The 24,590-nt window shown below is 69.8% G+C and carries 24 protein-coding genes; all 24 read left to right on the top strand.

Annotated elements, in window-relative coordinates:
* Nucleotides 1-160: 160 nt before the first annotated feature.
* A complete protein-coding gene (locus AC3CCI_RS05585; RefSeq protein WP_488628358.1) occupies nt 161-1,327 on the top strand; it encodes a GNAT family N-acetyltransferase in 1,167 nt (388 codons plus the stop codon).
* 238 nt (nt 1,328-1,565) lie between these two features.
* Nucleotides 1,566-3,227, top strand: coding sequence for a GspE/PulE family protein (locus AC3CCI_RS05580; RefSeq protein WP_354594926.1), 1,662 nt, complete (start codon nt 1,566-1,568; stop codon nt 3,225-3,227).
* Nucleotides 3,228-3,273: 46 nt separating this feature from the next.
* Nucleotides 3,274-5,226, top strand: a complete 1,953-nt coding sequence (locus tag AC3CCI_RS05575; protein ID WP_354594925.1) for a type IV pilus twitching motility protein PilT — start codon at nt 3,274-3,276, stop codon at nt 5,224-5,226.
* Nucleotides 5,226-6,458 carry a type II secretion system F family protein gene (locus AC3CCI_RS05570; RefSeq protein ID WP_354594924.1) on the top strand — a complete coding sequence of 411 codons (1,233 nt, stop codon included), beginning with the start codon at nt 5,226-5,228 and terminating at the stop codon, nt 6,456-6,458. The genes AC3CCI_RS05575 and AC3CCI_RS05570 overlap by 1 nt, the downstream gene beginning before the upstream one ends.
* Nucleotides 6,459-6,752: 294 nt before the next feature.
* Nucleotides 6,753-7,229 (top strand): type II secretion system protein, encoded by a 477-nt coding sequence (locus tag AC3CCI_RS05565; protein ID WP_488628357.1) that lies wholly within the window; start codon nt 6,753-6,755, stop codon nt 7,227-7,229.
* Nucleotides 7,230-7,327: 98 nt separating this feature from the next.
* A complete protein-coding gene (locus AC3CCI_RS05560) occupies nt 7,328-8,743 on the top strand; it encodes a hypothetical protein (protein WP_488628356.1) in 1,416 nt (471 codons plus the stop codon).
* Complete coding sequence (locus tag AC3CCI_RS05555; protein ID WP_488628355.1) at nt 8,740-9,426, top strand: type IV pilus modification PilV family protein; 687 nt, start codon at nt 8,740-8,742, stop codon at nt 9,424-9,426. The genes AC3CCI_RS05560 and AC3CCI_RS05555 overlap by 4 nt, the downstream gene beginning before the upstream one ends.
* Complete coding sequence (locus tag AC3CCI_RS05550; protein ID WP_488628354.1) at nt 9,423-11,204, top strand: hypothetical protein; 1,782 nt, start codon at nt 9,423-9,425, stop codon at nt 11,202-11,204. Before AC3CCI_RS05555 ends, AC3CCI_RS05550 begins: the two co-directional genes overlap by 4 nt.
* Complete coding sequence (locus AC3CCI_RS05545) at nt 11,201-12,040, top strand: prepilin peptidase (protein WP_488628353.1); 840 nt, start codon at nt 11,201-11,203, stop codon at nt 12,038-12,040. Before AC3CCI_RS05550 ends, AC3CCI_RS05545 begins: the two co-directional genes overlap by 4 nt.
* A 28-nt stretch (nt 12,041-12,068) precedes the next feature.
* Nucleotides 12,069-13,118: a type IV pilus assembly protein PilM gene (pilM, locus tag AC3CCI_RS05540; RefSeq protein ID WP_354594919.1), complete on the top strand. Its 1,050-nt coding sequence runs from the start codon at nt 12,069-12,071 to the stop codon at nt 13,116-13,118.
* Complete coding sequence (locus AC3CCI_RS05535) at nt 13,115-13,774, top strand: hypothetical protein (protein WP_354594918.1); 660 nt, start codon at nt 13,115-13,117, stop codon at nt 13,772-13,774. Before pilM ends, AC3CCI_RS05535 begins: the two co-directional genes overlap by 4 nt.
* Nucleotides 13,775-13,776: 2 nt before the next feature.
* Nucleotides 13,777-14,553 carry a hypothetical protein gene (locus AC3CCI_RS05530; RefSeq protein WP_488628352.1) on the top strand — a complete coding sequence of 259 codons (777 nt, stop codon included), beginning with the start codon at nt 13,777-13,779 and terminating at the stop codon, nt 14,551-14,553.
* 176 nt (nt 14,554-14,729) lie between these two features.
* Nucleotides 14,730-15,308, top strand: a complete 579-nt coding sequence (locus tag AC3CCI_RS05525; protein WP_488628351.1) for a DUF6121 family protein — start codon at nt 14,730-14,732, stop codon at nt 15,306-15,308.
* Between the two features lie 220 nt (nt 15,309-15,528).
* A complete protein-coding gene (rpsL, locus tag AC3CCI_RS05520; protein WP_056043579.1) occupies nt 15,529-15,903 on the top strand; it encodes a 30S ribosomal protein S12 in 375 nt (124 codons plus the stop codon).
* The gene (gene rpsG / locus AC3CCI_RS05515) at nt 15,903-16,373 is read left to right on the top strand and encodes a 30S ribosomal protein S7 (RefSeq protein ID WP_055799861.1); all 471 of its coding nucleotides are present in this window, start codon (nt 15,903-15,905) and stop codon (nt 16,371-16,373) included. Before rpsL ends, rpsG begins: the two co-directional genes overlap by 1 nt.
* An 87-nt stretch (nt 16,374-16,460) precedes the next feature.
* The gene (gene fusA, locus AC3CCI_RS05510) at nt 16,461-18,575 is read left to right on the top strand and encodes an elongation factor G (RefSeq protein ID WP_354594915.1); all 2,115 of its coding nucleotides are present in this window, start codon (nt 16,461-16,463) and stop codon (nt 18,573-18,575) included.
* A gap of 128 nt (nt 18,576-18,703) precedes the next feature.
* Nucleotides 18,704-19,894, top strand: coding sequence for an elongation factor Tu (gene tuf / locus AC3CCI_RS05505; protein ID WP_043593375.1), 1,191 nt, complete (start codon nt 18,704-18,706; stop codon nt 19,892-19,894).
* Between the two features lie 125 nt (nt 19,895-20,019).
* A complete protein-coding gene (locus AC3CCI_RS05500; protein WP_354594914.1) occupies nt 20,020-20,232 on the top strand; it encodes an Rv0909 family putative TA system antitoxin in 213 nt (70 codons plus the stop codon).
* Between the two features lie 85 nt (nt 20,233-20,317).
* Complete coding sequence (locus AC3CCI_RS05495) at nt 20,318-21,310, top strand: DNA topoisomerase IB (RefSeq protein ID WP_488628350.1); 993 nt, start codon at nt 20,318-20,320, stop codon at nt 21,308-21,310.
* A 187-nt stretch (nt 21,311-21,497) separates the two neighbouring features.
* Nucleotides 21,498-22,253, top strand: coding sequence for a DarT ssDNA thymidine ADP-ribosyltransferase family protein (locus AC3CCI_RS05490; RefSeq protein WP_488628349.1), 756 nt, complete (start codon nt 21,498-21,500; stop codon nt 22,251-22,253).
* 396 nt (nt 22,254-22,649) lie between these two features.
* The gene (gene rpsJ, locus AC3CCI_RS05485) at nt 22,650-22,958 is read left to right on the top strand and encodes a 30S ribosomal protein S10 (protein ID WP_043593369.1); all 309 of its coding nucleotides are present in this window, start codon (nt 22,650-22,652) and stop codon (nt 22,956-22,958) included.
* Nucleotides 22,959-22,974: 16 nt separating this feature from the next.
* Nucleotides 22,975-23,625, top strand: coding sequence for a 50S ribosomal protein L3 (gene rplC, locus AC3CCI_RS05480; RefSeq protein ID WP_354594966.1), 651 nt, complete (start codon nt 22,975-22,977; stop codon nt 23,623-23,625).
* A gap of 3 nt (nt 23,626-23,628) precedes the next feature.
* On the top strand, nt 23,629-24,291 hold the full coding sequence (gene rplD / locus AC3CCI_RS05475) for a 50S ribosomal protein L4 (protein WP_354594911.1): 663 nt from the start codon (nt 23,629-23,631) through the stop codon (nt 24,289-24,291).
* Entirely contained in the window at nt 24,288-24,587 is a 300-nt protein-coding gene (gene rplW, locus AC3CCI_RS05470; protein ID WP_043593363.1) for a 50S ribosomal protein L23, read from the top strand. The genes rplD and rplW overlap by 4 nt, the downstream gene beginning before the upstream one ends.
* The last annotated feature ends 3 nt before the right edge of the window (nt 24,588-24,590 follow it).

Genomic DNA, 24,590 nt, shown 5'->3' with positions numbered 1-24,590 from the left:
ACCGCGCCTCCCGAAGGCCTCACCTCGAAGGGCCCCGTCCCGCACCTCGTGCGGACCGGGGCCCTTCGTCGTCGTGGGACCCGTGCCCCGTGCCGGTCGACGACATCGCTCCGCCGTCCGGCTGAGGCGACGAGGGCGTCCGGCCCGGCAGGATGGACGGATGCCTGACGACCAGCCGACCGAGACCGCTGCCGCCGAGATCGCTGCTGCCGGGGCACCGACCACCTCGACCCCGGTGGTCGTCGCCCGGGGTGAGGCCGCCGACGGCGTCGCCGTCGGCTCGGCCGACCGGCCCGTCCGAGAACGGGTGACGGCACCCGCCCGGGTGGCACCGCCCGAGTCCGTCGCGGGCGTCACCTGGCGGCCGCTGACCCTCGACGACCTCGTGCCCCTGCACGCGCTCTGCGCCCGCATCGGTGCCGTCGACCACCCCGACCGGGGCCGCTCGCTCGAGGTCGTGCGCGACGACCTCACCTCGCCCGGCATCGACCTCGGGCGTGACAGCATCGTCGGGGTCGACGTCGACGGGCAGTTCGTCGCCTGGGGCCTCAGCCACCTCTCCCCGACCCGGATCAGCCTCGCGCGGGTGGGGGTCGTCGGCGGTGTCGACCCCCGACGTCGTGGTGAGGGCCTCGGCCGTCGGCTGCTCGACTGGCAGCGGTCCCGGGGCGAGCAGCACCTGGCCACCTGCGACGAGGTGCTGCCGGCCGGTCTCGTGACCGACGTCGAGGAGGACGCCCGTGCCTCGCGGGCGGCGTTCCGCCGAGCCGGCTACGACGAGGTGCGGTGGTGGACCGAGCTGCGACGCGACCTCGCCGAACCGATCGTCGACGTCACGCTCGACCCGGCCGTCCGCCTGGTCACGATGACCGACGACCTGATCGAGGCGACGCGTCAGGCCCGCAACGACGCGTTCCGCGACCACTGGGGCAGCCAGCCGACGAGTGAGGAGCGTTGGGGCCGCATGGTCGACGCCAGCACGTTCCGGCAGGACCTCTCCCTGCTCGCCGTGGCGCGTCCGCTCGACGACCCCCGGGCCGACGAGCAGGTGGTCGCGTTCGTGCTGAGCGACGTCGACCCCGAGGACTGGGCCGCCCTCGGTCGGCCGTGCGCGTACGTCGAGTACGTCGGCGTCCGACGCGCCTGGCGGGGGCGGCACCTCGCGCAGTCCCTGCTCGCGTCGACCCTGAGGGCCCACGTCGCCGAGGGGCTCGAGGTGGCCGTGCTCGACGTCGACTCGGCGAGCCCGACGGGCGCCCTGGGCCTCTACGACCGGGCCGGGTTCGTGGCCGCGAGGCGATCCGCCACGGTGGTCCGCGCCTACTGAGGTCGACCCGACCCGACCCGACCCGACCCGACCCGCCCCGACGCGCCCCCGCGATCCGACCACCCCGCCCCGCCCGCAGTCGACCGTCGACCGGCGCACCCCTTCGAGGGGCACCCGCTCTGGGACGTGTCGGCGACGACGCCCCGGCCGTAGCGTGAGGCAAGCTCGGTCCCGACCCCGAGCGTCGAACGGCCTCGTCGTCCTACCCCCGAGGCCCTGTACTTCCGAGGAGGTACGCGTGGCTTCCATGACCGAGATCCTGATCTTGCACGGGCTGTTGCCGATCGAGCAGCTCGACGTGATCCCGCGCGGCCCGGCCGAAGAGGAGGCGTCCATCCGCGACCTGCTGTCGCGAGGGGTCGTCACCGAGATGCAGGTGGCCCGTGCCCGGGCGACCGCCGCCGACCTCGACTTCGTCGAGCTGATCGACTACCCGGTCGACCGGTCGGCCGTGACGATGGTGCCCGCGGCCGTCTGCCGCCGCCACAAGGTGCTGCCGATCGGGGTGCGCGACGGGGCGCTGATCCTGGCCATGGAGGACCCCGGCGACGTGTTCGCCATCGACGACGTCCGCGCGGGCCTGCGCATGGGCGTCGACCCCGTCGTCGCCGAGAAGAACGACCTGCGGGCCGCGATCGACCGGTACCTGCGAGCCGACGACGAGCTCAACGACCTCACGTCGACCCTCGAGGAGGAGAAGGCCCACGAGGCGACGGCCGACATCACGGACGGCCCGGACGACGACGTGCCGATCGTGCGGTTCGTCAACCTGCTCGTCAGCCAGGCCATCACCGACCACGCCTCGGACATCCACATCGAGCCGTCCGAGACCGACGTGCGCATCCGCTACCGCATCGACGGCGTGCTGCACGAGATGCAGCCGGCACCGAAGGCGATCCAGAACGGCGTCATCTCGCGTCTCAAGATCATGAGCGAGATCGACATCGCCGAGCGACGCAAGCCGCAGGACGGTCGCATGTCGGTGCGCCACGGCGGCCGTCAGATCGACCTGCGGGTGGCGACGCTGCCGACCGTGTGGGGCGAGAAGGTCGTCATGCGGATCCTCGACAACTCGAACACGTCGATGAGCCTGCGCGACCTCAACCTGCTCGAGCGCAACTTCGACGTCTACGCCGAGTCGTACTCGAAGCCCTACGGCATGATCCTCGTCACCGGCCCCACGGGGTCGGGCAAGTCGACGACGCTGTACACGACGCTCAACGCCGTGGCGCGTCCCGAGATCAACGTCATCACGGTCGAGGACCCGGTCGAGTACCGCATGAAGGGCATCAACCAGGTGCAGGTCAACCCCAAGGCGGGCCTGACCTTCGCGAGCGCGCTGCGCAGCATCCTGCGGTCCGACCCCGACGTCGTGCTGCTGGGCGAGATCCGCGACCACGAGACGGCGCAGATCGCCATCGAGGCGTCCCTCACCGGCCACCTCGTGTTGAGCACCCTGCACACCAACGACGCACCGAGCGCCATCACGCGGCTCACCGAGATGGGCATCGAGCCGTTCCTGGTCGGGTCGGCGATCGACTGCGTGGTCGCCCAACGCCTCGCGCGCCGGCTCTGCGACCGGTGCAAGACGCCCACGGCCTACTCGCCGCTGCAGCTCGCGCACCTGAAGTTCCGGGTCGAGCCCGACGAGAACCCGACGGTGTACCAGCCCGTCGGCTGCCAGCAGTGCTCCAACACCGGGTACCGCGGCCGCATCGCCCTGCACGAGGTGATGAGCGTCTCCGAGGACATCGAGCGGCTCGCGGTGAGCCGCGCGTCCAGTGCCGAGATCGGCCGGGTCGCCCGCGAGCAGGGCATGTTGAGCCTGCGTCAGGACGGCTGGGAGAAGGCCAAGCTCGGCCTCACCAGCGTCGAAGAGATCCTGCGGGTCGTCGCGTGACGCCCGCCTCCGGCCGAGTCCGGACCGACCACGAGGGGGCCCTCCGATGAGCGCTTCGATCTACGACATCCCCGACGACGCGGCCGCCGAGGCCGCCGCCCTGGCGGGCTGGACGCCCGGCCGCCCGGGCAACGAGGTCCGGTCGACGACGACGACCACGTCCGCCGCGGCCGCGTCCGCCGCCTCGTCGCCGTTCCCGCCGGCCCCCGCCTCGCCCGCGCCCGGTGCCGTGACCCCGTCGCCCGTCTACAGCCTCGACGGCGGTCAGGACCCGGTCATGGGCTGGACGCCCACCCGCGCGCCGTCGAGCCGACGTGCCGCCCGCCTGGCCGAGGCGTTGGTCGACAAGGCCGCGCTCGCCGACCAGGAGGCCCTGCTCGTCCCCGACACCGGCCCCTCGCCCGTCCTGCCCCGGTCGGCGGCGGCCCCGTCGTCCGTCGCCGCCCCGTCCTCGGTGACGGCCCCGGCGCCGCTCAGCCCACCGCCCGCCGGCCACGTGCTGCCCTCGGCGTCGCGACCGGGCTGGGTCGACCCCCGCTTCGACGAGCCGATCCGCGCCTCCCGGGCCCAGACCGCCCCGCAGGAGGCGCGGGCCGGCTCCGCGACGGACCTCGCGCCCACGGCGTCCACCGTCGCGCTCCCGGCGACGTCCGGCTCGGCCGCCTCGCCGTTCGCCGCCGAGGGGGTCGTCTTCCCGTCGGCCGAACCCGTCCCGGCCAGCCCGACGGGTGCCTCCGCCTGGGACGCCCCGGCCCCGCAGCACGTCGCCGCCGACGCGCCGACCGCGACCCTCTCGACGCCCGAGCACACCGCCGACTTCCACGGCATCGAGCTGCACCGCCACCCGCGCGACCACGCGCACGCCGGCCTCGTCTCGGCGCTCATCCAGGTGGTGCTGCAGAACGCCTCCGACCTGCACGTCACGACCGACGCGATGCCGACGATCCGGGTCGACGGCGACCTGCGGCCCGCCCTGACCGGTGGCGCCGTGTGGGACGCGGCGATCGTCCGCACGGCACTCGAGAGCCTGCTCACGCCCGAGCAGCAGCAGCGGTTCGACGACGAGCTCGAGCTCGACTTCGCGTACTCGCTCTCGGACGAGTCGCGGTTCCGCGTGAACTTCTACCAGCAGCGCGGCTCGCTGGGGGCGGCGTTCCGGCTCATCCCGACCGAGATCAAGCAGCTCGGCGACCTGGGCGTGCCCGAGTCGGTGTCGACCTTCGCCAAGTTGCCGCGTGGCCTCGTGCTCGTCACGGGCCCGACCGGGTCGGGCAAGTCGACGACCCTCGCCGCGCTGATCGACCTGGTGAACCGCACGCGGGCCGACCACATCGTGACGGTCGAGGACCCGATCGAGTTCATGCACCAGCACAAGAAGTCGCTCGTCAACCAGCGCGAGGTCGGGCACGACACGCACAGCTTCGCGGCGGCGCTCAAGCACGTGCTGCGCCAGGACCCCGACGTGATCCTGATCGGCGAGCTGCGCGACCTCGAGACCATCTCGGTCGCGCTGACCGCCGCCGAGACCGGCCACCTCGTGTTCGCGACCCTGCACACGCAGAGCGCGGCCCAGACCATCGACCGCGTCATCGACGTGTTCCCGCCGTACCAGCAGGACCAGGTGCGGACGCAGCTCGCCTCGACGCTGCAGGGCGTCGTCTGCCAGACGCTGCTGCCCAAGGCGAGCGGCCGCGGCCGGGTCGTGGCGACCGAGATCATGATGATGACCCCGGCCATCGGCAACCTCGTGCGCGAGGGCAAGACCTACCAGATCGCGTCGTCGATGCAGGCCGGTCGCGACCTCGGCATGCACACCATGGACCAGAAGCTCGCCGACCTGGTGAACACCGGCGTCGTGACGCACAAGGCCGCCATGGAGAAGGTGCACGACCGTGAAGGGTTCGACCGCCTCGTGACGCGCGTGATCAACAAGTCCGAGAGCCAGGGCCTCGACAGCGGCATCGACTTCGGCGACTCGTTCTCGGGCGGGGCCGCCTGATGGCCGGGGCGGTGGCGTACGCCTACAAGGGGCGCGACGGGGCCGGCAAGGTCGTCAAGGGCAAGGTCGACGCCTCGAGCGAGGGTGCCGTCATCACGCGCCTGCGCACGATGGGCGTGCAGCCGATCTCGATCAGCGAGGCCGGCGCCGGCACGGGCCTGCAGCGCGAGGTGTCGATCCCCGGCCTCGGCGACCGCGCGGTCAAGATGAAGGACATCGCCGTCATGTCGCGCCAGATGGCGACCATGATCGGCTCGGGCCTGTCGCTGCTGCGCACCCTGACGATCCTCGCCGACCAGGTCGACAACAAGCGGCTCGCGAAGATCATGGCCGAGGTGCGCGACGACGTCGAGACCGGCGTCTCCTTCTCGGACGCGGTCGGCAAGCACGACAAGGACTTCCCGCCGCTGATGATCAACATGATCAAGGCGGGGGAGACCGGCGGGTTCCTCGACAAGGCGCTCGAGTCGACGGCCGAGAACTTCGAGAAGGAGGTGGCGCTGCGGTCGACGATCAAGTCGGCCATGACCTACCCGGTCGTCGTGCTCGTCATGTCGCTCGTCGCCGTCGTCGTGATGCTGCTGTTCATCGTGCCGATCTTCCAGGACATGTTCACGAACCTCGGCGGGCAGCTGCCGCTGCCGACGATGATGCTCGTCTACGCCTCGCGGGCGATGCCGATCGTCGTGCCGATCGCCGCGGTCCTGGGCATCGCGTTCTCGATCTGGTGGCGGACGAACAAGAACTCGGTCAAGGTGCGGGCGTTCCTCGACCCTCTGAAGCTCCGGTTGCCCGTCTTCGGCGCGCTGTTCCGCAAGATCGCGATCGCCCGCTTCAGCCGCAACTTCTCGAACATGATCGGGGCCGGCGTGCCGATCCTCACCGCCCTGCGGATCGTGGGCGAGGTCTCGGGCAACTACGTGCTCGAGGAGGCGCTGGTCAAGGTGGCAGAGTCGGTGCGGCAGGGCGAGTCCATCGCCGGTCCGTTGACCGAGTCGGGCGTGTTCCCGTCGATGGTCACGCAGATGATCTCGGTCGGCGAGGACTCGGGCTCGCTGCAGACGATGCTCGAGAAGGTCGCCGACTTCTACGACCAAGAGGTCAAGTCGACCACCGAGTCGTTGACGGCCCTGATCGAGCCCCTGCTGATCGCCTTCCTGGGCGTCGTCGTCGGCGGCATGATCGTGGCGCTGTACCTGCCCATCTTCCAGATCACGTCGCTCATCAAGTAGCGCGCCAGGCGACCCCGCAGGAGGCGCGGGCCGGCTCACGAGGCCGGCTCGCGCCTCCTTCGCGTGTCCGGCGTCCGGCGACGACCCGGTCTACCCACGAACGGGTGCTGACCGGCCCTTTTCGGCCTTTCGGGGGATACCCGAACTGGGGCCGTGTCGCAGCCGAAAACCCCCCTTCCAAGGGATTCTGGGGCACTTTCCCAGGTGGCACCATCGATCTCGGCGGAGCTCAGTGACCGCCCACCCGATCACCGAGACAACCACTCCCGCACCCGACCGAACAGGACCAGCGACATGTACTTCACCCTCATGGGCAAGCTCAGCGCCCGCCGCCAGAACCTCACCGACGACGAGGACAAGGGCTTCACCCTGATCGAGCTCCTCGTCGTCGTCATCATCATCGGCATCCTCGCCGCGATCGCCATCCCGGTGTACCTCGGCGTGCAGAACAACGCCAAGGACTCGTCGGTGAAGAGCGACGTGACGAACCTCAAGACAGCCGTCATCAGCCTGCAGACGAACGCCACGAGCAACCTCCCCGCGGCCGTGACCTTCTCGCAGACGGCGAAGCCCGCCGCGGGCACGTCGACGACCCCCGACTGGGCCGGTGCGGGTGCGACGATCAGCGACAGCACGACGAGCCTCCAGTTCGGCAAGTCCTCCACGGCCGCCGACTCGTTCTGCATCATCGGCACGAGCTCGACGAACAAGAAGTTCTACGCGACCGGCAACTCCGGTGTCAGCGAGACCGCCTGCACCATCGCCAGCTGACCCTGGCCTTCCCCCCGAGGGGTGCGGTGGCGTCTCGCCGCCGCACCCCTCGGCCACAGACCCCGCACACCCTCGACCCGACCGGGAGGTGACCCACCGTGTTCCAACGCCTCAGCGCCCGTCTGCGACCCCTCGACCCCGAGGCCCGCGACGCCGGGCTGTCGATCGTCGAGGTGGTCGTCGCCCTCCTGGTCTTCGCCATCATCACCGTCGGCTCGATCGTCGCGGTCGGCACCACGCTGACCATGTCGAGCGACAACCGCAGCCGCGAGGTCGCCGCCAACCTGGCGTCCCAGGCCGTCGACGTCGCCCGCAGCGTCACCGACGTGGTCGCGGTCGCGTCGCGCACGACGACGACCGTCGTCAACGGCACCACCTTCACCGTCGCCCAGACCGCCGCGTGGATCACCACCACGGGCGTCGACGCCACCTGCACCCCGGCCGCCGCCTCGGGCAACGGTTCGCTCTTCTACAAGCGCCTTCAGGTGTCCGTCACCTGGTCGGGCATGCGTTCGACGACCGCTCCGGTGCGCAGCGACACGATCCTCGCGCCGAACAGCCGCCTCAACGACCAGGACACCGGCACCATCGTCGTCGGCGTCAAGGACACGAAGGGCGCGCCCGTCCCCGGCGTCCTCGTGACCGTCGAACCCGACTCGGCGTCGAGCGCCCCGGGCAAGGCGCTCACCTCGGGGTCGAAGCCCGCACCGACGAACGCCGACGGCTGCTCGGTCGCCATCAAGGTGTTGCCCGGCGTGTACAAGGTGACCATCTCGCGGGCCGACGGTGCGCCCTACCGCGACGCCCGTCAGCAGTCCGCCCCGGTGAAGACCGGCATCTCGGTCGTCAAGGGCGACACCGCCGGCGTCCCCTTCACGTACGAGCTCGGCGACGACTTCGTCCTCGACTACGCGTCGACCTACACGGGCAGCACCGTCGCCCTGCCGAACGACCTCAAGACGACCATCCTCGGTGGTCCAGAGCCCTACGTGCTCACCGGTCCCGACAGCGACGCCTACCTCTTCCCGCTCGCGACCGGCTACCAGATGATCGCCGGCACCTACCTGCCGGCCGGTACGTCCGGGGGCAGCTGCCTCTCGCCCGACCCGGCCGCCTGGCCGGCCAACGCCAAGGGCAAGACGGCGGCCCGGCAGCCGTTCGTCGCCGCCTCGGACAAGACCGCGGCCTACCCGCTGCCGATGGGCGTCACGACGATCAAGCTGGCCTCGGGCAGCGACACGATCGTCCAGGCGAAGTCGACCACGGCACTCAACGGCGACCCCGGCTGCGCGGCGACCCAGACCTACACGTTCACGGTCAAGAACAAGACCTCCGCGAACGAGATGACGATCGCCCTGCCCTACGGCACCTGGGTCATCACGTCGGGCACGTCGACGAACAACCTCCGGTCGCTGACCATCAGCGGGCTGGTCGGCAGCATCATCGGCGCCATCTTCGGCGGTGGTGGCGGGGTCGCCAACGTGGTCACCCTCGACCCGAGGCCCGCCTCGTGAGCGCGCTGCGACGTGTCATCGCCCGACGTGACGACGACGGCGTGAGCCTCGCCGAACTCATCGTCGCCATCATGGTGTTCGGCATCGTCGTCACCATCGTCTCGACGACCTTCGTGTCGCTGACGAAGGCCACGGCCCAAGCACGTGGCGTCGACGGCAACACCCGGGTCGCCTCCAACGTCATGAACGACCTGGCCCGCACGATCCGGGCCGCCCGCACCATCCCACGGGCCGACGGCACCCAGGCCGCGTCGTTCACGGCCGCGTCGACCGAGAGCATGACCCTGTCGTCCGCGGTGAACGTGACGGACGCGGCGACCACGGTGCCCCGCCAGGTGACCTTCCGGGTCGCGGCCGACCGTTCCCTCACCTCCAGCAGCATCGTCGCCACGACCGTGACCGGGGGCTTTTACCAGTTCACCTCCCCGGCGACCACCCGGACGGTCGGCGGCTCGGTCGTCACCCCCGCGAGCAACGGCACACCGCTCTTCGCCTACCTCGACTTCGCGGGCACCGCCCTCGTCCCCGACGCGTCGGGGGCACTGACCACGACGCAGCTGTCGTCGATCGCGGCGGTGACGATCACCCTCACCATCGACCGCACCAGCACGCCCTCGAGCCAGGCGGTCACCCTGCAGAACACCGTCTCGCTCTCGAACCTCGCCGGAGGCGTGACCACATGACCACCCTGCGCACCCGTCTCGGCCTCCGCGGTCCCTCATCCGAGAGCGGCATGGCGATGGCCATCACCCTGATCTTCGGCATGGTCCTCGTGATCATGGCCGCGACGGCGTTGACCGTCGCGACCAGCGGCTTGAAGAAGGCCGGCACCGACCAGAACTGGAACGCCGCGCTCGCCGCGGCCTACGCCGGCGTCGAGGAGTACCAGTCGCGTCTGGCGAACGACAACAGCTACCAGCAGTACGGCGACGCGAACGCCCCCTTCAGCAAGGCCAGCGGCAGCGCCCTGACCCTGCCGACGGGCACCCAGGCCAACAAGGCCTTCGGCTACGGCACCTCGGGCACGTGGGCGTCGGTCCCCGGCAGCTCGGACCTGGCCCAGTACCGCTACGAGGTCGACAACTCGAAGTACGTCGGCTCGGGCGACCTGCGCATCCGGGTCACCGGCAAGGTCGGCACGTCCACCCGCTCGGTCATCGCGGACCTGCGCCAGAAGGGGTTCATCGACTACCTCTACTTCACGGACATCGAGTCGCAGGACCCCACGCTGTCGCGGAGCACGAACCCCGCCTGCTCGAAGCACGCGTGGGAGGGCCGCACCTTCGGCGACGACTGCGGCGAGATCTCGTTCAGCGGCGGCGACACGATCTACGGCCCCGCCCACTCGAACGACACGATGCGCATCTGCCAGGCCACCTTCAAGGAGGTCGTGACGACGGCCGACCCCACCGTGGGCAAGGCGTACGCGAAGGTCGACTCGAACAACAACGCCTGCTCGGGTCAGTTCTTCGGCAAGGGAGCACCCGGTCAGGTCGCCACCGTGCAGATGCCCGACACGAACAGCGACAAGGTGCGCGAGACCCGCACCGACCTGCCCACCGAGGTGCCCCGCCCGGGCTGCCTCTACACGGGACCCACCGACATCGTCTTCACCGCCGACGGCAGGATGACCGTCAAGTCGCCGTACACGGTCATGACGCGCATCGCGAACGCGGACGCCACCGCCGGCAGCGCACCGTCCGAGTGCGGCACCCCCGGCACCAAGGCCGGTCAGCTCGGCTCGCCCGGCGGGGCCACGATCCCCGTGCCGACCAACAACCTGATCTACGTCCAGAACATCCCCGCCCTGCCCGCCGGGAACGCCACGCCCAACGTGAACGCCCGGGCCTCGACCGGCGACCTGACCGAGACGTCCTGCTCGGACAACCACGTCGGTTATCCGCTCGCGAACGAGTCGGTCCCGAACTCGACGATCGCCGGTGGGCCCGGACGGGGCGCCTGCGCCTACGGCGCCCGCAGCGGTGACGTCTTCGTCAAGGGCACCTTCCAGGGTCAGCTGACGATCGCCGCCCAGAACTACCTCTACGTCACGGGCGACCTGACGTACTCGTCGACGAACGCCAGCACGAACATCCTGGGTCTCGCGTCCGACGGCGTCGCGTGGGTCTGGAACCCGGTCAACACGAGCGGCAGGTCGATGCTCGGCGACTCGGGTCGCGAGATCGACGCGGCCATCATCTCGGTCCAGCACTCGTTCCTGGTCCAGAACTACTCGCGTGGTGGCGACCGGGGCACCCTGACGGTCAAGGGGTCCATCGCCCAAGCCCACCGGGGCATCGTCCGCAACGGCTCGAACGGCTACATCAAGGCGTACGCGTACGACACGCGGCTGCGCTACCTCGCGCCGCCCAAGTTCCTCAGCCCGGTCACCACCTCGTACGGCGTCACGACGCAGACCGAGGTCAAGGCCGCGTTCACCTCGACGGGAGCAGCCTCGTGAGCGTCGCACCCTGGACCGTCGCGGTCCTCGTCGCCGGGGGCTTCGGCCTGCTGATCGGCTCGTTCCTCAACGTCGTCGTGTACCGCGTGCCGGCCGGCCTCTCGGTCGCGCGACCGGCCAGCGCCTGCCCCGGCTGCTCCACGCCCATCCGGCGCCGCGACAACGTGCCCGTGGTCAGCTGGCTCGCCCTCGGCGGCCGGTGCCGTGACTGCCGAACCTCGATCTCGGCCCGCTACCCGATCGTCGAACTCGCGACCGGCGTGTTCTTCGTGCTCGTCGCCGCCCGCCTGTGGCCGCTGACCGACGTGCCGACCGAGGCCCTGCCGCTCGTGTCGCGCCTCCTCTCGCTCGTCGCCTTCCTCTGGCTGGCCGGCGTGAGCGTGGCGCTCGCCGTGATCGACCTCGAGCACCACCGGCTGCCGAACGCGGTCGTCCTGCCGTCCTACGCGGTCGGGGGCGCCCTCCTGGCGGCCTCGAGCATCCTCGTGGGGGACTGGCCGGCGCTCGTCCGGGCCGCCATCGGCCTGGCCTCGCTCTTCGCCTTCTACCTCATCGCGGCCCTGTCGTACCCGGGCGGGATGGGCTTCGGCGACGTCAAGCTCGCCGGCGTGCTCGGCCTGTACCTCGCCTGGCTCGGCTGGGGCGAGTTCGCGGTGGGCGCCTTCGCGGCGTTCCTGCTCGGCGGCCTCTTCGCCGTCGCCCTCCTCGCCACCCGGCGCGTGCAGCGCACGGGCGGCATCCCCTTCGGACCCTGGATGCTCGCGGGCGCCTGGGTCGGCGTCTTCGCCGGCGGCACCGTCGCCACGGCGTACCTCACCCTCCTCGGCCTGGCATGACCCGGCGAGCTGACAGAGAGCAGAACTGATGGGCAAGAACATCGTGGGCATCGACATCGGCAGCCGCTTCGTGCGCGCGGTCGAGGTCGCCGACGTCGACAAGGCCAAGCCGACCATCGTGCGGTTCAGCGAGGTCGCCCTGCCCGAGGGGTCCGCGAGCCGCGGAGAGGTCATCGAGTCGCAGACCGTCGCCGGCACGCTGAAGCAGCTCTGGTCCGCCGGCGGCTTCAAGAGCAAGCGCGTCGTGCTCGGCATGGGCAACCAGCGGGTGCTCGCCCGCGACATGACCGTCCCGAAGGCCTCGCGCCAGCGCATCCGCGAGATGCTGCCGTTCCAGGTGCAGGACATGCTGCCGGTGCCGGTCGCCGACGCCCTGCTCGACTTCTACCCGTACGCCGAGGGGCTCGGCGAGAACGGTCCCGTCGTCCACGGGCTGCTCATCGCCGCGGTCAAGGACGCCGTGCTCGGCAACGTGCAGGCCAGCAAGCTCGCCGGCCTGACCACGCTGGGCGTCGACCTCATCCCGTTCTCGAACACGCGCCTCCTCGTCACCCGCCCGCGCATCGCGGGCACGGTGGCGCTCGTCGAGATCGGGCACAGCACGACCTCGGTGATCATGATCGCCGACGGCGTGCCGCAGTTCGTGCGGATCATCCCCTCGGGGGGCGACGACGTGACGCAGGCCGTCGCGGCGAAGCTCGAGGTCTCGGCCCAGGTCGCCGAGGGCATCAAGTACGGCCGGGGCCTCGCCACGACCGTCACGACGCCCGACGAGCAGGCCGCCTCGAGCGCCATCTTCGAGTCGGTCAACGAGCTGCTCGGCAGCCTGCGCAACACCATCCAGTACTACGTCAACACGCGCCCGACCGAGACCGTCGCGGGCATCATGATCGCCGGCGGGGGAGCCTCGCTGCCCGGCCTGCCCGAGGCGCTCAGCGAGGTCACCCGCCTGCCGGTGGCGCTCGCCGATCCGTTCGCGACGGTGGGCTTCGCGAAGAACCTCGACGAGACCGCCCTGCGGTCCCGGTCGACCGACCTGACCGTGGCCCTCGGCCTCGCCCTGGGGAGCGCAGCATGAGGACCCGGAAAGACACCGGCATCGCCGTGGGAGGCGCGCCCCGCGTCGACCTGCTGCCTCCCGAGGTCCGCGCCGAGCGTCGGACCGCGGCCCTCGTCCGCCGTGCCTGGGCCGGCGTGGTCGTGGTCGCCGTCGTGGTCGGCATCGGGTCGGGCGCCGCGTTCCTGCAGCGCATGCAGGCCGAGGACGTCCTGATGATGGCGCAGGCCGAGACCCAGTCGCTGCTCATGTCGCAGACGAAGTACGCCGACCTCAAGGCGACCCAGGGCCAGCTCGACCTGGTCGAGGCCGCGCAGAAGGTCGGCGGGTCGACCGACATCGACTGGCCTGCCTACCTCGAGAAGGTGCAGGGCACCCTGCCCGTCGGCGTGACCATCGTCAGCGTCTCGCTCGACCAGGCCTCGCCCCTCGTCCAGTACACGCAGCCCACGGCTCCGCTGCAGGGATCGCGGGTCGCGACCCTCACCTTCCAGGCGACGAGCCCGACCCTGCCGTCCGTGCCCGACTGGCTGAACGGCCTGGCGACCCTGCCCGGCTTCGCCGACGCCCAGCCGGGCTCGGTGGCGCTCGAGGAGGGCGTCTACAAGGCCGACATCACGATGCACATCACGGCGGACGCCTTCTCGGGCCGCTTCGACCAGACGACGGGTGACTGACCATGGACCGCAACCGCATGATGTTGATCGGCGCCGTCCTGACCGGCGTCGTCGTGCTGGCCCTCGGGTTCCTCGTGGGGGTGCAGCCGCAGCTCGTGGCCGCCACGAGCGCCGAGTCGCAGCAGCAGAGCGTCGAGACGCAGAACGCGACCCTGCGTGCGAGCCTCGCGACCCTCGAGGCGGACAACGCGAAGCTGCCCGACCTCAAGTCCGAGCTGGCCACGCTCGACACGTCCGTGCCGTCCCAGGCCGCCCTGTCGTCGTTCCTCACCGAGCTCGACCAGCTGGCGGGGGCCTCGGGGACCACCGTGACCGGGTTCACCTCGTCCGACGCGGCGGCCTACGAGCCCACGACCACCGACGTCGCCGCGCCCGCCGCCACCGACGCGGCCGCGTCCGACTCCGCGCCGACCGACGCGTCGGCCACGGCGCCCGCGTCGCCCACGGCGCCCGAGCTCGTGACCGACCCGCTCGTCACCGCGTCGAACTTCTCGTCGATCCCGATCACGGTCAGCATCCAGGGCAGCTACGCCCAGGCCCGCGACTTCCTCTCGAAGCTGCAGGGGGGCTCGCGGCTGTTCCTCGTGACCACCTTCGCCAGCACCGGCAGCTCGGAGGCCGGCGACGCCGCCGGCGTCCCCGACCAGTGGACCGTCGGCGGGCTCGTCTACGTGCTGCAGGACGCCGCCGCCACCCAGGCCGAGCAGGCCGCCGAGACGCCCGCGACGACGGCCGAGGGCACCGACGGCACGAGCTCCGACACCGCCGCCGGCGAGTAGCCGGCGACCTCCGAGAGCCGCGTGCGACCTCCGTCGGCACCACGCCGGCCCGACAGGGACACCGCGCCACGGAGTGGACACGCCGCCGCGAGAGATCATGGCGGCGCGTCCACCTCGTGGCGCGGTGCCGGCTGACGGCGTCCACCGCGCCTCCCGCGGGCGCGTAGCCTCGAACGATGTCCCGAGCCGTGTACGCCGTCATGGGCACCGTCCTGTTCGGTGCGCTCGTCATCATGGTGGCGGGCTTCGAGGCCCTGCTGCTCGACCGCGACCCGATCGACGAACCCGACGCCGGCACCCTGCTCGGCCCGCTCATGGTCGCGGCGGCCGTCCTGGTCGTGCTCCTGTCGCTCTTGCGCTCGGCCGCGCTCTCCGACGCCCGCGACGACAGGGCTCCGGAGGTGCGGGGCACCTTCCCCGCCCAGCCCGCCGTGCTCGGCCGCCCGACCGTCACGGACAGGGCGTCCGCCGGCGCCGGCGACGAGGTGGCCGGCCCCCGGGGGCCCGCACCGCACCTCCTCGTCCCGTCGATCGTCACCGCCGCGCTGGTCTACGCCCTGATGCTCGTCGTCGGGGGAGTCGTCTACGGCCTGGTGCGGCAGGAGCTCGTGTGGGTGCTGCTCTTCGCGGCGCGCTACGCTGTCTCGCCCTTCGTGATCGGTTCGGCCGTCTGCGCCGGCCTCGTCGTCGCGGGCACGCTCGCCGTCTCGCGCGTCGACCCGGGGCGTCCGCAGCCCCGACCGTCCGACTCGTGACCATTTGATTAAGGCCCTAGCGCAAGATAAGCTCTTTCGGGTGTGCGCCTGACCGCGCGCCCGAATATCGCCCCCTCGACCTCACGGCCGGGACGGGCAGACCGTCTCGGTCACCGAGACGAGGATGCCGGCTGATCAGCCGGACAGAGCAGAGCGATGCGAGAGCAGCGCGACTCGGCGCGTCCGACAAGACGCCGTCGAGATCCGACGAGGAGAACCAGTGCCCACCATTCAGCAACTGGTCCGCAAGGGACGCACGCCGAAGGTCGTCAAGACCAAGGCCCCCGCCCTGAAGGCCAACCCCCAGCAGCGTGGGGTGTGCACCCGTGTGTACACCACCACCCCCAAGAAGCCGAACTCGGCGCTCCGCAAGGTCGCCCGCGTCAAGCTCTCGAACGGCACCGAGGTCACCGCCTACATCCCCGGCGAGGGCCACAACCTGCAAGAGCACTCGATGGTGCTCGTCCGCGGCGGTCGCGTGAAAGACCTCCCCGGCGTGCGCTACAAGATCGTCCGTGGCGCCCTCGACACGCAGGCCGTCAAGAACCGCAAGCAGGCCCGCAGCCGCTACGGAGCGAAAGCAGAGAAGAAGTAATGCCTCGTAAAGGACCCGCTCCCAAGCGCCCTGTCGTCGCCGACCCGGTCTACGGTGCGCCGATCGTCAGCCAGCTCGTCAACAAGATCCTCCTCGACGGCAAGAAGGGCCTCGCCGAGCGCATCGTCTACGGTGCCCTCGCCGGCGTCTCCGCCAAGAACGACCAGGACGCGGTCGCCACGCTGAAGAAGGCGCTCGACAACGTGCGCCCCACGCTCGAGGTCCGCTCGCGCCGCGTCGGCGGTTCGACCTACCAGGTCCCCGTCGAGGTCAAGCCCCACCGCGCCAACACCCTGGCCCTCCGCTGGCTCACCAGCTACGCCAAGGCCCGTCGCGAGAAGACGATGACCGAGCGTCTCATGAACGAGATCCTCGACGCGTCGAACGGTCTCGGCGCCGCTGTCAAGCGTCGTGAGGACACCCACAAGATGGCCGAGTCGAACAAGGCCTTCGCGCACTACCGCTGGTAACCGGCACGAGGAGGCGCGGTGTGCGCACGACGCGCACCGCACCTCCTCGTCCCCCCAACTTCCCCACCTACCCCTTCGGAGGAACCCGTGGCACAGGACGTGCTCACCGACCTGAACAAGGTCCGCAACATCGGCATCATGGCGCACATCGATGCTGGCAAGACGACGACCACCGAGCGCATCCTGTACTACACGGGCATCACCCACAAGATCGGTGAGGTCCACGACGGTGCGGCCACGATGGACTGGATGGCGCAGGAGCAAGAGCGTGGCATCACGATCACCTCGGCGGCGACGACCTGCTTCTGGAACAAGAACCAGATCAATATCATCGACACCCCCGGTCACGTCGACTTCACGGTCGAGGTCGAGCGTTCGCTCCGCGTGCTCGACGGTGCCGTCGCCGTCTTCGACGGCAAGGAGGGCGTCGAGCCCCAGTCCGAGACCGTCTGGCGTCAGGCCGACAAGTACGACGTGCCGCGCATCTGCTTCGTCAACAAGATGGACAAGCTCGGTGCCGACTTCTACTTCACGGTCGACACGATCATCAACCGCCTCGGCGCCAAGCCGCTGGTGATGCAGCTCCCGATCGGTTCCGAGAGCTCGTTCGAGGGCGTCGTCGACCTGGTCGAGATGCGTGCCCTCACGTGGCGCGGCGACGCCAAGGGTGACGTCGAGCTGGGTGCGAAGTACGAGATCGAAGAGATCCCGGAAGACCTCAAGGAGAAGGCGGCCGAGTACCGCGCGAAGCTGCTCGAGACCGTCGCCGAGTCCGACGACGTGCTGCTCGAGAAGTACTTCGGTGGCGAAGAGCTCACGATCGCCGAGATCAAGGCCGCCGTCCGCAAGATGACGGTCAACTCCGAGCTCTACCCGATCTTCTGTGGTTCGGCCTTCAAGAACCGTGGCGTGCAGCCCATGCTCGACGCGGTCATCGACTACCTGCCCTCGCCGCTCGACGTGCCTCCGATGGAGGGCCACGACGTCCGTGACGCCGAGAAGATCATCATCCGCAAGCCCGAGTCGACCGAGCCCTTCTCGGCTCTGGCCTTCAAGGTCGCGGTGCACCCCTTCTTCGGTCGTCTGACCTACGTCCGCGTCTACTCGGGTTCGATCGAGTCCGGCGCCCAGGTCATCAACTCGACCAAAGACAAGAAGGAGCGCATCGGCAAGATCTTCCAGATGCACTCCAACAAGGAGAACCCGGTCGACAGCGTGACCGCCGGTCACATCTACGCCGTCATCGGTCTCAAGTTCACCACCACCGGTGACACCCTGTGCGACCCGGCCGAGCAGATCGTCCTCGAGTCGATGACGTTCCCCGAGCCCGTCATCGAGGTCGCCATCGAGCCGAAGACCAAGGCCGACCAGGAGAAGCTCTCGCTGGCCATCCAGAAGCTCGCCGAAGAAGACCCGACGTTCCGCGTCGAGCTCAACGCCGAGACGGGCCAGACGGTCATCAAGGGCATGGGCGAGCTCCACCTCGACATCCTGGTCGACCGCATGAAGCGCGAGTTCAACGTCGAGGCCAACGTGGGCAAGCCCCAGGTCGCGTACCGCGAGACCCTCAAGAAGGGCATCGAGCGCTACGACTACACCCACAAGAAGCAGACCGGTGGTTCGGGTCAGTTCGCCAAGGTGCAGATCGCCCTCGAGCCCTTCGAGGTCACGGCCGAGTCGACCTACGAGTTCGAGAACAAGGTCACGGGTGGTCGCGTCCCGCGCGAGTACATCCCGTCGGTCGACGCCGGGATCCAGGACGCCATGCAGGTCGGCGTCCTCGCCGGCTACCCCACCGTGGGTGTCCGCGCCATCCTCCTCGACGGTGCGGCGCACGACGTCGACTCGTCCGAGATGGCGTTCAAGATCGCTGGGTCGATCGCCTACAAAGAGGCGGCTCGCAAGGCCCAGCCCGTTCTCCTCGAGCCGCTCATGGCGGTCGAGGTCCGTACGCCCGAGGAATACATGGGCGACGTCATCGGCGACCTCAGCTCGCGTCGCGGGCAGATCTCGTCGATGGAAGACGCCAGTGGTGTGAAGGTCGTTCGGGCCAGCGTGCCGCTGTCGGAGATGTTCGGTTACGTCGGCGACCTGCGGTCGAAGACCTCGGGCCGGGCCGTCTACTCGATGACGTTCGAGTCGTACCAAGAGGTGCCCTCGGCCGTCGCCGAAGAGATCATCCAGAAGAACAAGGGCGAATAGTCCTGAACCGCGTGGTCGTCCGACGACCGCGTAACATGTACACACACCAATCCGCGAGGCGTCCGGTAGGCCGGGTCATCGACCCGGCCCCCGGCCGCACCGCAACCGAGTCCTGAGGAGGACCCACAGTGGCTAAGGCCAAGTTCGAGCGGACCAAGCCGCACGTCAACATCGGAACCATCGGTCACGTCGACCACGGCAAGACCACGCTCACCGCGGCGATCACCAAGGTCCTGCACGACAAGTACCCCACCCTCAACACGGCGTCGGCGTTCGACCAGATCGACAACTCGCCTGAAGAGAAGCAGCGCGGCATCACGATCAACATCTCGCACGTCGAGTACCAGACCGAGAAGCGCCACTACGCTCACGTCGACGCCCCCGGCCACGCCGACTACGTCAAGAACATGATCACCGGTGCGGCTCAGATGGACGGCGCGATCCTCGTCGTCGCCGCCACCGACGGTCCGATGCCCCAGACGCGTGAGCACGTCCTGCTCGCCCGTCAGGTCGGCGTGCCCTACATCGTCGTCGCGCTGAACAAGGCCGACATGGTCGACGACGAAGAGATCATGGAGCTCGTCGAGCTCGAGGTCCGCGAGCTGCTCTCGAGCCAGGAGTTCGACGGCGACAACGCCCCGATCGTCCAGGTCTCCGCTCTCAAGGCCCTCGAGGGTGACGAGAAGTGGGCCGAGACGGTCGCCGAGCTGATGAACGCCGTCGACGAGAACGTGCCCGAGCCCGTTCGCGCCACCGACCAGCCCTTCCTCATGCCCATCGAGGACGTCTTCACGATCACCGGTCGTGGAACCGTCGTCACCGGTCGTGTCGAGCGCGGTCAGCTCAACGTCAACGAAGAGGTCGAGATCGTCGGCATCCGCCCGACCGTCAAGACCACCGTCACCGGCATCGAGATGTTCCGCAAGCTGCTCGACTCGGCCCAGGCCGGCGACAACACCGGTCTCCTCCTCCGCGGCACCAAGCGCGAGGACGTCGAGCGCGGCCAGGTCGTCGTCAAGCCCGGTTCGGTCACGCCGCACACCGAGTTCGAGGCGAACGTCTACATCCTGTCCAAGGACGAGGGTGGGCGTCACAACCCGTTCTACGCGAACTACCGTCCGCAGTTCTACTTCCGCACCACCGACGTCACGGGTGTCATCACGCTGCCCGAGGGCACCGAGATGGTCATGCCCGGCGACACGACCGAGATCAGCGTCCAGCTGATCCAGCCGATCGCCATGGAAGCCGGTCTGCGCTTCGCCATCCGCGAGGGTGGCCGCACGGTCGGTGCCGGCACGGTCACCAAGATCAACAAGTAGGTCCTGCTCACGCAGCACCACTGATCTGACGAGAGAGGTCAGGCCCCAGGGGGTCTGGCCTCTTTCGCGTTCCCGGTGCACGATGGACGTGACGTCGGACGGTCCGGCGCCGACGGGAGGACGTCATGGCAGGCTTCGACGACATCACCAAGAAGGCCCAGGCCTTCCTGCAGGACGGCAAGGTGCAGGACGCGCTCAAGAGCGAGAAGGCCGAGGGCATCAGCGACAACGTCCTCGACGCGGTGGCGAACGCCGCCGACAAGGCGACCGGTGGCAAGCACACCGACAAGATCCGACAGGCGAAAGAGCAGGCCGACAAGAAGATCGGCAACCAGTAGGGTCCGCCGGAGCCCCCGCCCGACGGCGGGGGCTCCGCTGTACCCCGCCCAGCCCCCTCGGTGACGCGCGGTGTTCACTCGACCGATGCCGCGCCTCCGGAGGACCGACTCGAGCCGGCCCGGCCTCACCCGCGTGCGAGCCGGGCGCGGCTTCTCGTACCGCACGGCCGACGGCACCGCCGTGGCCGACGCCGAGCTGCGCGCGCGCATCGAGCACCTGGCGATCCCGCCCGCCTGGACGGACGTGTGGATCTCGCCCTACGACAACGGGCACATCCAGGCCGTGGGCCTCGACACCGCCGGACGGCGGCAGTACATCTACCACCCCACCTGGCGGGAGCAGAAGGACCGCATCAAGTTCGACCGCGCCCTGGCCCTGGCCGAGTCGTTGCCCACCGCTCGACGGTTCGTGACGCGGGACCTGCGCCTCGAGGGCGCCGGGCGGGACCGCGTGCTGGCCGCGGCGTTCCGCATGCTCGACACGGGGTCGCTGCGCGTCGGGTCGGAACGGTACGCGCAGGAGCACGGCAGCCACGGACTCTCGACGCTGCTGTGTGCGCACGCCACCGTCTCGGGCGACACGGTGGCGCTCGCCTTCCCCGGCAAGAGCGGCCAGGACTGGGACTCAGACATCCGCGACGCCGACCTCGCGGCCGTCGTGCGCAGCCTCAAGCGGCGCGGTGGGCGGGCGCGGTTGCTGGCCTGGAAGGTCGAGGCCGGGGGAGCGCAGGAGGCGCGCGCGGCCTGGCACCCGCTGCGAGCGACCGAGATCAACGAGTACGTGAAGGAGCGCGCGGGCGACGAGTTCACCGCGAAGGACTTCCGCACGTTGCACGGCACCGTCGCCGCCGCCGTCAGCCTGGCCCGCTCCGGGCCGCAGGCGTCGGCCTCCCGCCGGTCGAGGTCGCTGGCCCAGGCGATGCGGGACGCCGCCGACGTGCTCGGCAACACCCCGGCCGTGGCGAAGTCGTCGTACGTCGACCCGCGGCTCGTCGACGCGTACCACCACGGCGAGACGATCGATCCGGCGCGCGTGCACGCCGCCGAGTCCGAGGTCAGGGCCCTCCTCTTCCGGTGAGGGGCTCCGCGCGGCGGGAGCCTCCCGGTCCCGTGGTGGTCGTCGCCGTGACGTAACCTAGAGGGTCGCGACCCGTTCGGGTCGCCCGAGAGGAACAACTGCAGTGACTGACGAGTGCATCCACGGATTCGAGCGAGAGTTGTGCGACATCTGCGCTCCCCGCAAGCGGGAGGGCGCCGCGGACGGCATGCCCTCGACCGCCGCACGGTCGGTCACCACCCGCCGCCGCCCCTCCAACCGCAAGCCGGAGTCGCTGCGCAGCACGCCAGCACTCGCGCGTGACTCCGCGGCCGTCGCCGTCGCCGCCCAGTCCGCCGCCGCGCCCGTCCCCGAGTTCTCGACGCAGCGCGCCTACCACTGGACGCACGTCTCGAACCTGCCCGCCATCCTCGAGGCCGGTGCCCTGCTGGCCGGCGCGACGCCCGTGCTCGACGTGAGCTCCGAGGCCACCCGTGCGCTCCGCGCGTCGGTCACGACCGCCTCCGGTCAGCCGGTCGCCGCCCACGTCCCGTTCTCGCTGTCGCCGCACGCCACCGCCTGGGACGCCGTCCGCACCGGAGCCGAGGGCTACGAGTGGTCCGAGGCGGCCCGCCAGGCGCGTGCCATCGACTTCGTCATGCTCGTCGTGCCCGTCGCCTCGCTCGGTGACGACTTCGTGGTGACCGAGGGCGACGCGGCCGTCGAGGGCGTGCGTGCCGCCGCCGGGCTCGACGACGCGTCGTCCATGGTGCGTCGCTTCGGCCTCAAGGACCCCGACCTGCTCGGCCCCGAGGTGCTCGTCCCCGGGTCGGTCCCCTTCGCGTCGGTGACGCTCGTGGGCGTGCCCAACGACAAGGTCCGCGACGCCGTGAAGCAGACCCTCGCCGACCTGGGCGACGCGGCCCCGCGGGTCGCCGTGTACCCGCCCTGGTTCCGCCCGGCACCGGCCGTCGACGCGGTCTGAGATCCGCGACACGCCCGGGTTGCAGCAAATGCGGGCGTGTGGCAAAATCGTCTAGTTCAACATTTCGAGCCCGGCCTCTGCGCCGGGTGTCGGATCACTGCCAGGCAGTGCACAGACGCAAGGCGTCTGGGCCGCGGGTAGCAGGACGCATCTCACGACGAGACCACCGCCGCGGCCACGGCCGCGGTGAACCGGGGCAGAGCCCTGGGCGCGGGTGGCGGCGGCGAAGATGGCCCTCCCCGGGTCCTTCCTCGCGGGCGCCGGCCGGTCTCGGCAGATGGATTGACACAAGAACAGCGGTACGCGAGAGACACGTAGTGCCAACAGATGTTCGCCCAGCGAACAGCGTCAGGCGGCCCCCGAGGTGCGCGACGTCCGAACGAGAGAGAGTCACACATGGCGGGACAGAAGATCCGCATCCGACTTAAGTCGTACGACCACGAGGTCATCGACACTTCCGCGCGCAAGATCGTCGACACGGTCACCCGCGCGGGCGCTACGGTCGTCGGCCCCGTGCCGCTCCCGACCGAGAAGAACGTGGTCGTCGTGATCCGTTCGCCCCACAAGTACAAGGACTCGCGCGAGCACTTCGAGAAGCGCACGCACAAGCGCCTCATCGACATCGTCGACCCGACGCCGAAGGCCGTCGACTCGCTCATGCGCCTCGACCTGCCTGCCGACGTCAACATCGAGATCAAGCTGTAGGGGGGCGACCATGACCATCAGCACCACCAAGAACGTCAAGGGCCTGCTCGGCAAGAAGCTCGGCATGACCCAGGTCTGGGACGAGAACAACAAGCTCGTCCCCGTCACCGTCGTCGAGATCGCTCCGAACGTCGTGACCCAGGTCCGCTCGCTCGAGAAGGACGGCTACACCGCCGTCCAGATCGCGGCCGGCCAGATCGACCCCCGCAAGTCGAACAAGCCCGCCACGGGTCACTTCGACGCCGCGGGCGTCACGCCCCGCCGCCACCTCACCGAGGTCCGCACCGCCGACGCCGCCGAGTACTCGCTCGGCCAAGAGCTCACGGTCGACACCTTCGAGGCCGGCCAGAAGGTCGACGTCGTCGGCACCTCCAAGGGCAAGGGCTTCGCCGGTGTCATGAAGCGTCACAACTTCAAGGGCGTCAGCGCCTCGCACGGTGCGCACCGCAACCACCGCAAGCCGGGTTCGATCGGCGCCTCCTCGACCCCCAGCCGTGTCTTCAAGGGCATGCGCATGGCCGGTCGCATGGGTGGCGAGCGCGTCACCATCCTCAACCTCACGGTGCACGCCGTCGACGCCGAGAAGGGTCTGCTGCTCGTCAAGGGCGCCGTCCCCGGTGCTCGTGGCCGCATCGTTTTCGTCCGCACCGCCGTGAAGGGGAAGTAGCTCATGGCCACCACTACCGCATCGGCCGCCTCGGTCGACGTCGTCGACGCCAAGGGCCAGAAGACCAGCACGGTCGAGCTCCCCGTCGAGCTGTTCGACGTCGTCACGAACGTCCCGCTCATCCACCAGGTCGTCGTCGCCCAGCAGGCCGCCGCACGTCAGGGTACGCACAAGACCAAGCGTCGCGGCGAGGTCTCGGGTGCCGGCCGCAAGCCGTTCAAGCAGAAGGGCACCGGCCGCGCCCGTCAGGGTTCGATCCGTGCTCCCCAGATGACCGGCGGTGGCATCGTCCACGGTCCGCAGCCCCGCGACTACGCCCAGCGCACCCCCAAGAAGATGATCGCCGCAGCCCTGCTCGGCGCGTTGTCCGACCGCGCTCGTGGCGCCCGCGTCCACGTCGTCGAGAGCTTCGTCGCCGACTCGATCTCGACCAAGGTCGCCCTCGAGCTGCTCGCGTCGATCGCCTCGAGCAAGCACGTCCTGATCGTCACCGACCGCGACGACACGCTGACCCTCAAGAGCGTCCGCAACGTCCCCACGGTCCACGTGATCACGTACGACCAGCTGAACGCCTACGACGTCCTCGTCAGCGACGACATCGTCTTCACGAAGAGCGCCTTCGACGGCTTCGTCGCCTCGAAGACCAAGAAGGAGGCCACCGCATGAGCGGCTACGGAAAAGACCCCCGCGACGTCATCATCGCGCCCGTCGTCTCCGAGAAGAGCTACTCCCTGATCGACCAGGGCAAGTACACCTTCCTCGTGGACCCGCGTTCGAACAAGACCGAGATCAAGCTCGCCATCGAGAAGATCTTCGACGTCAAGGTCGACAGCATCAACACGCTCAACCGAACGGGCAAGACCCGTCGCACCCGCTTCGGCACCGGCAAGCGCAAGGACACCAAGCGCGCCATCGTCACGCTGAAGTCCGGTTCCATCGACATCTTCACGGCTGTCGGCTAGGGA

The sequence above is a fragment of the Frigoribacterium sp. CF331 genome, from assembly GCF_057787905.1.
The sequence above is the reverse complement of the archived record's forward strand: the minus strand, read 5'-3'. Positions and strand labels throughout refer to the sequence as shown.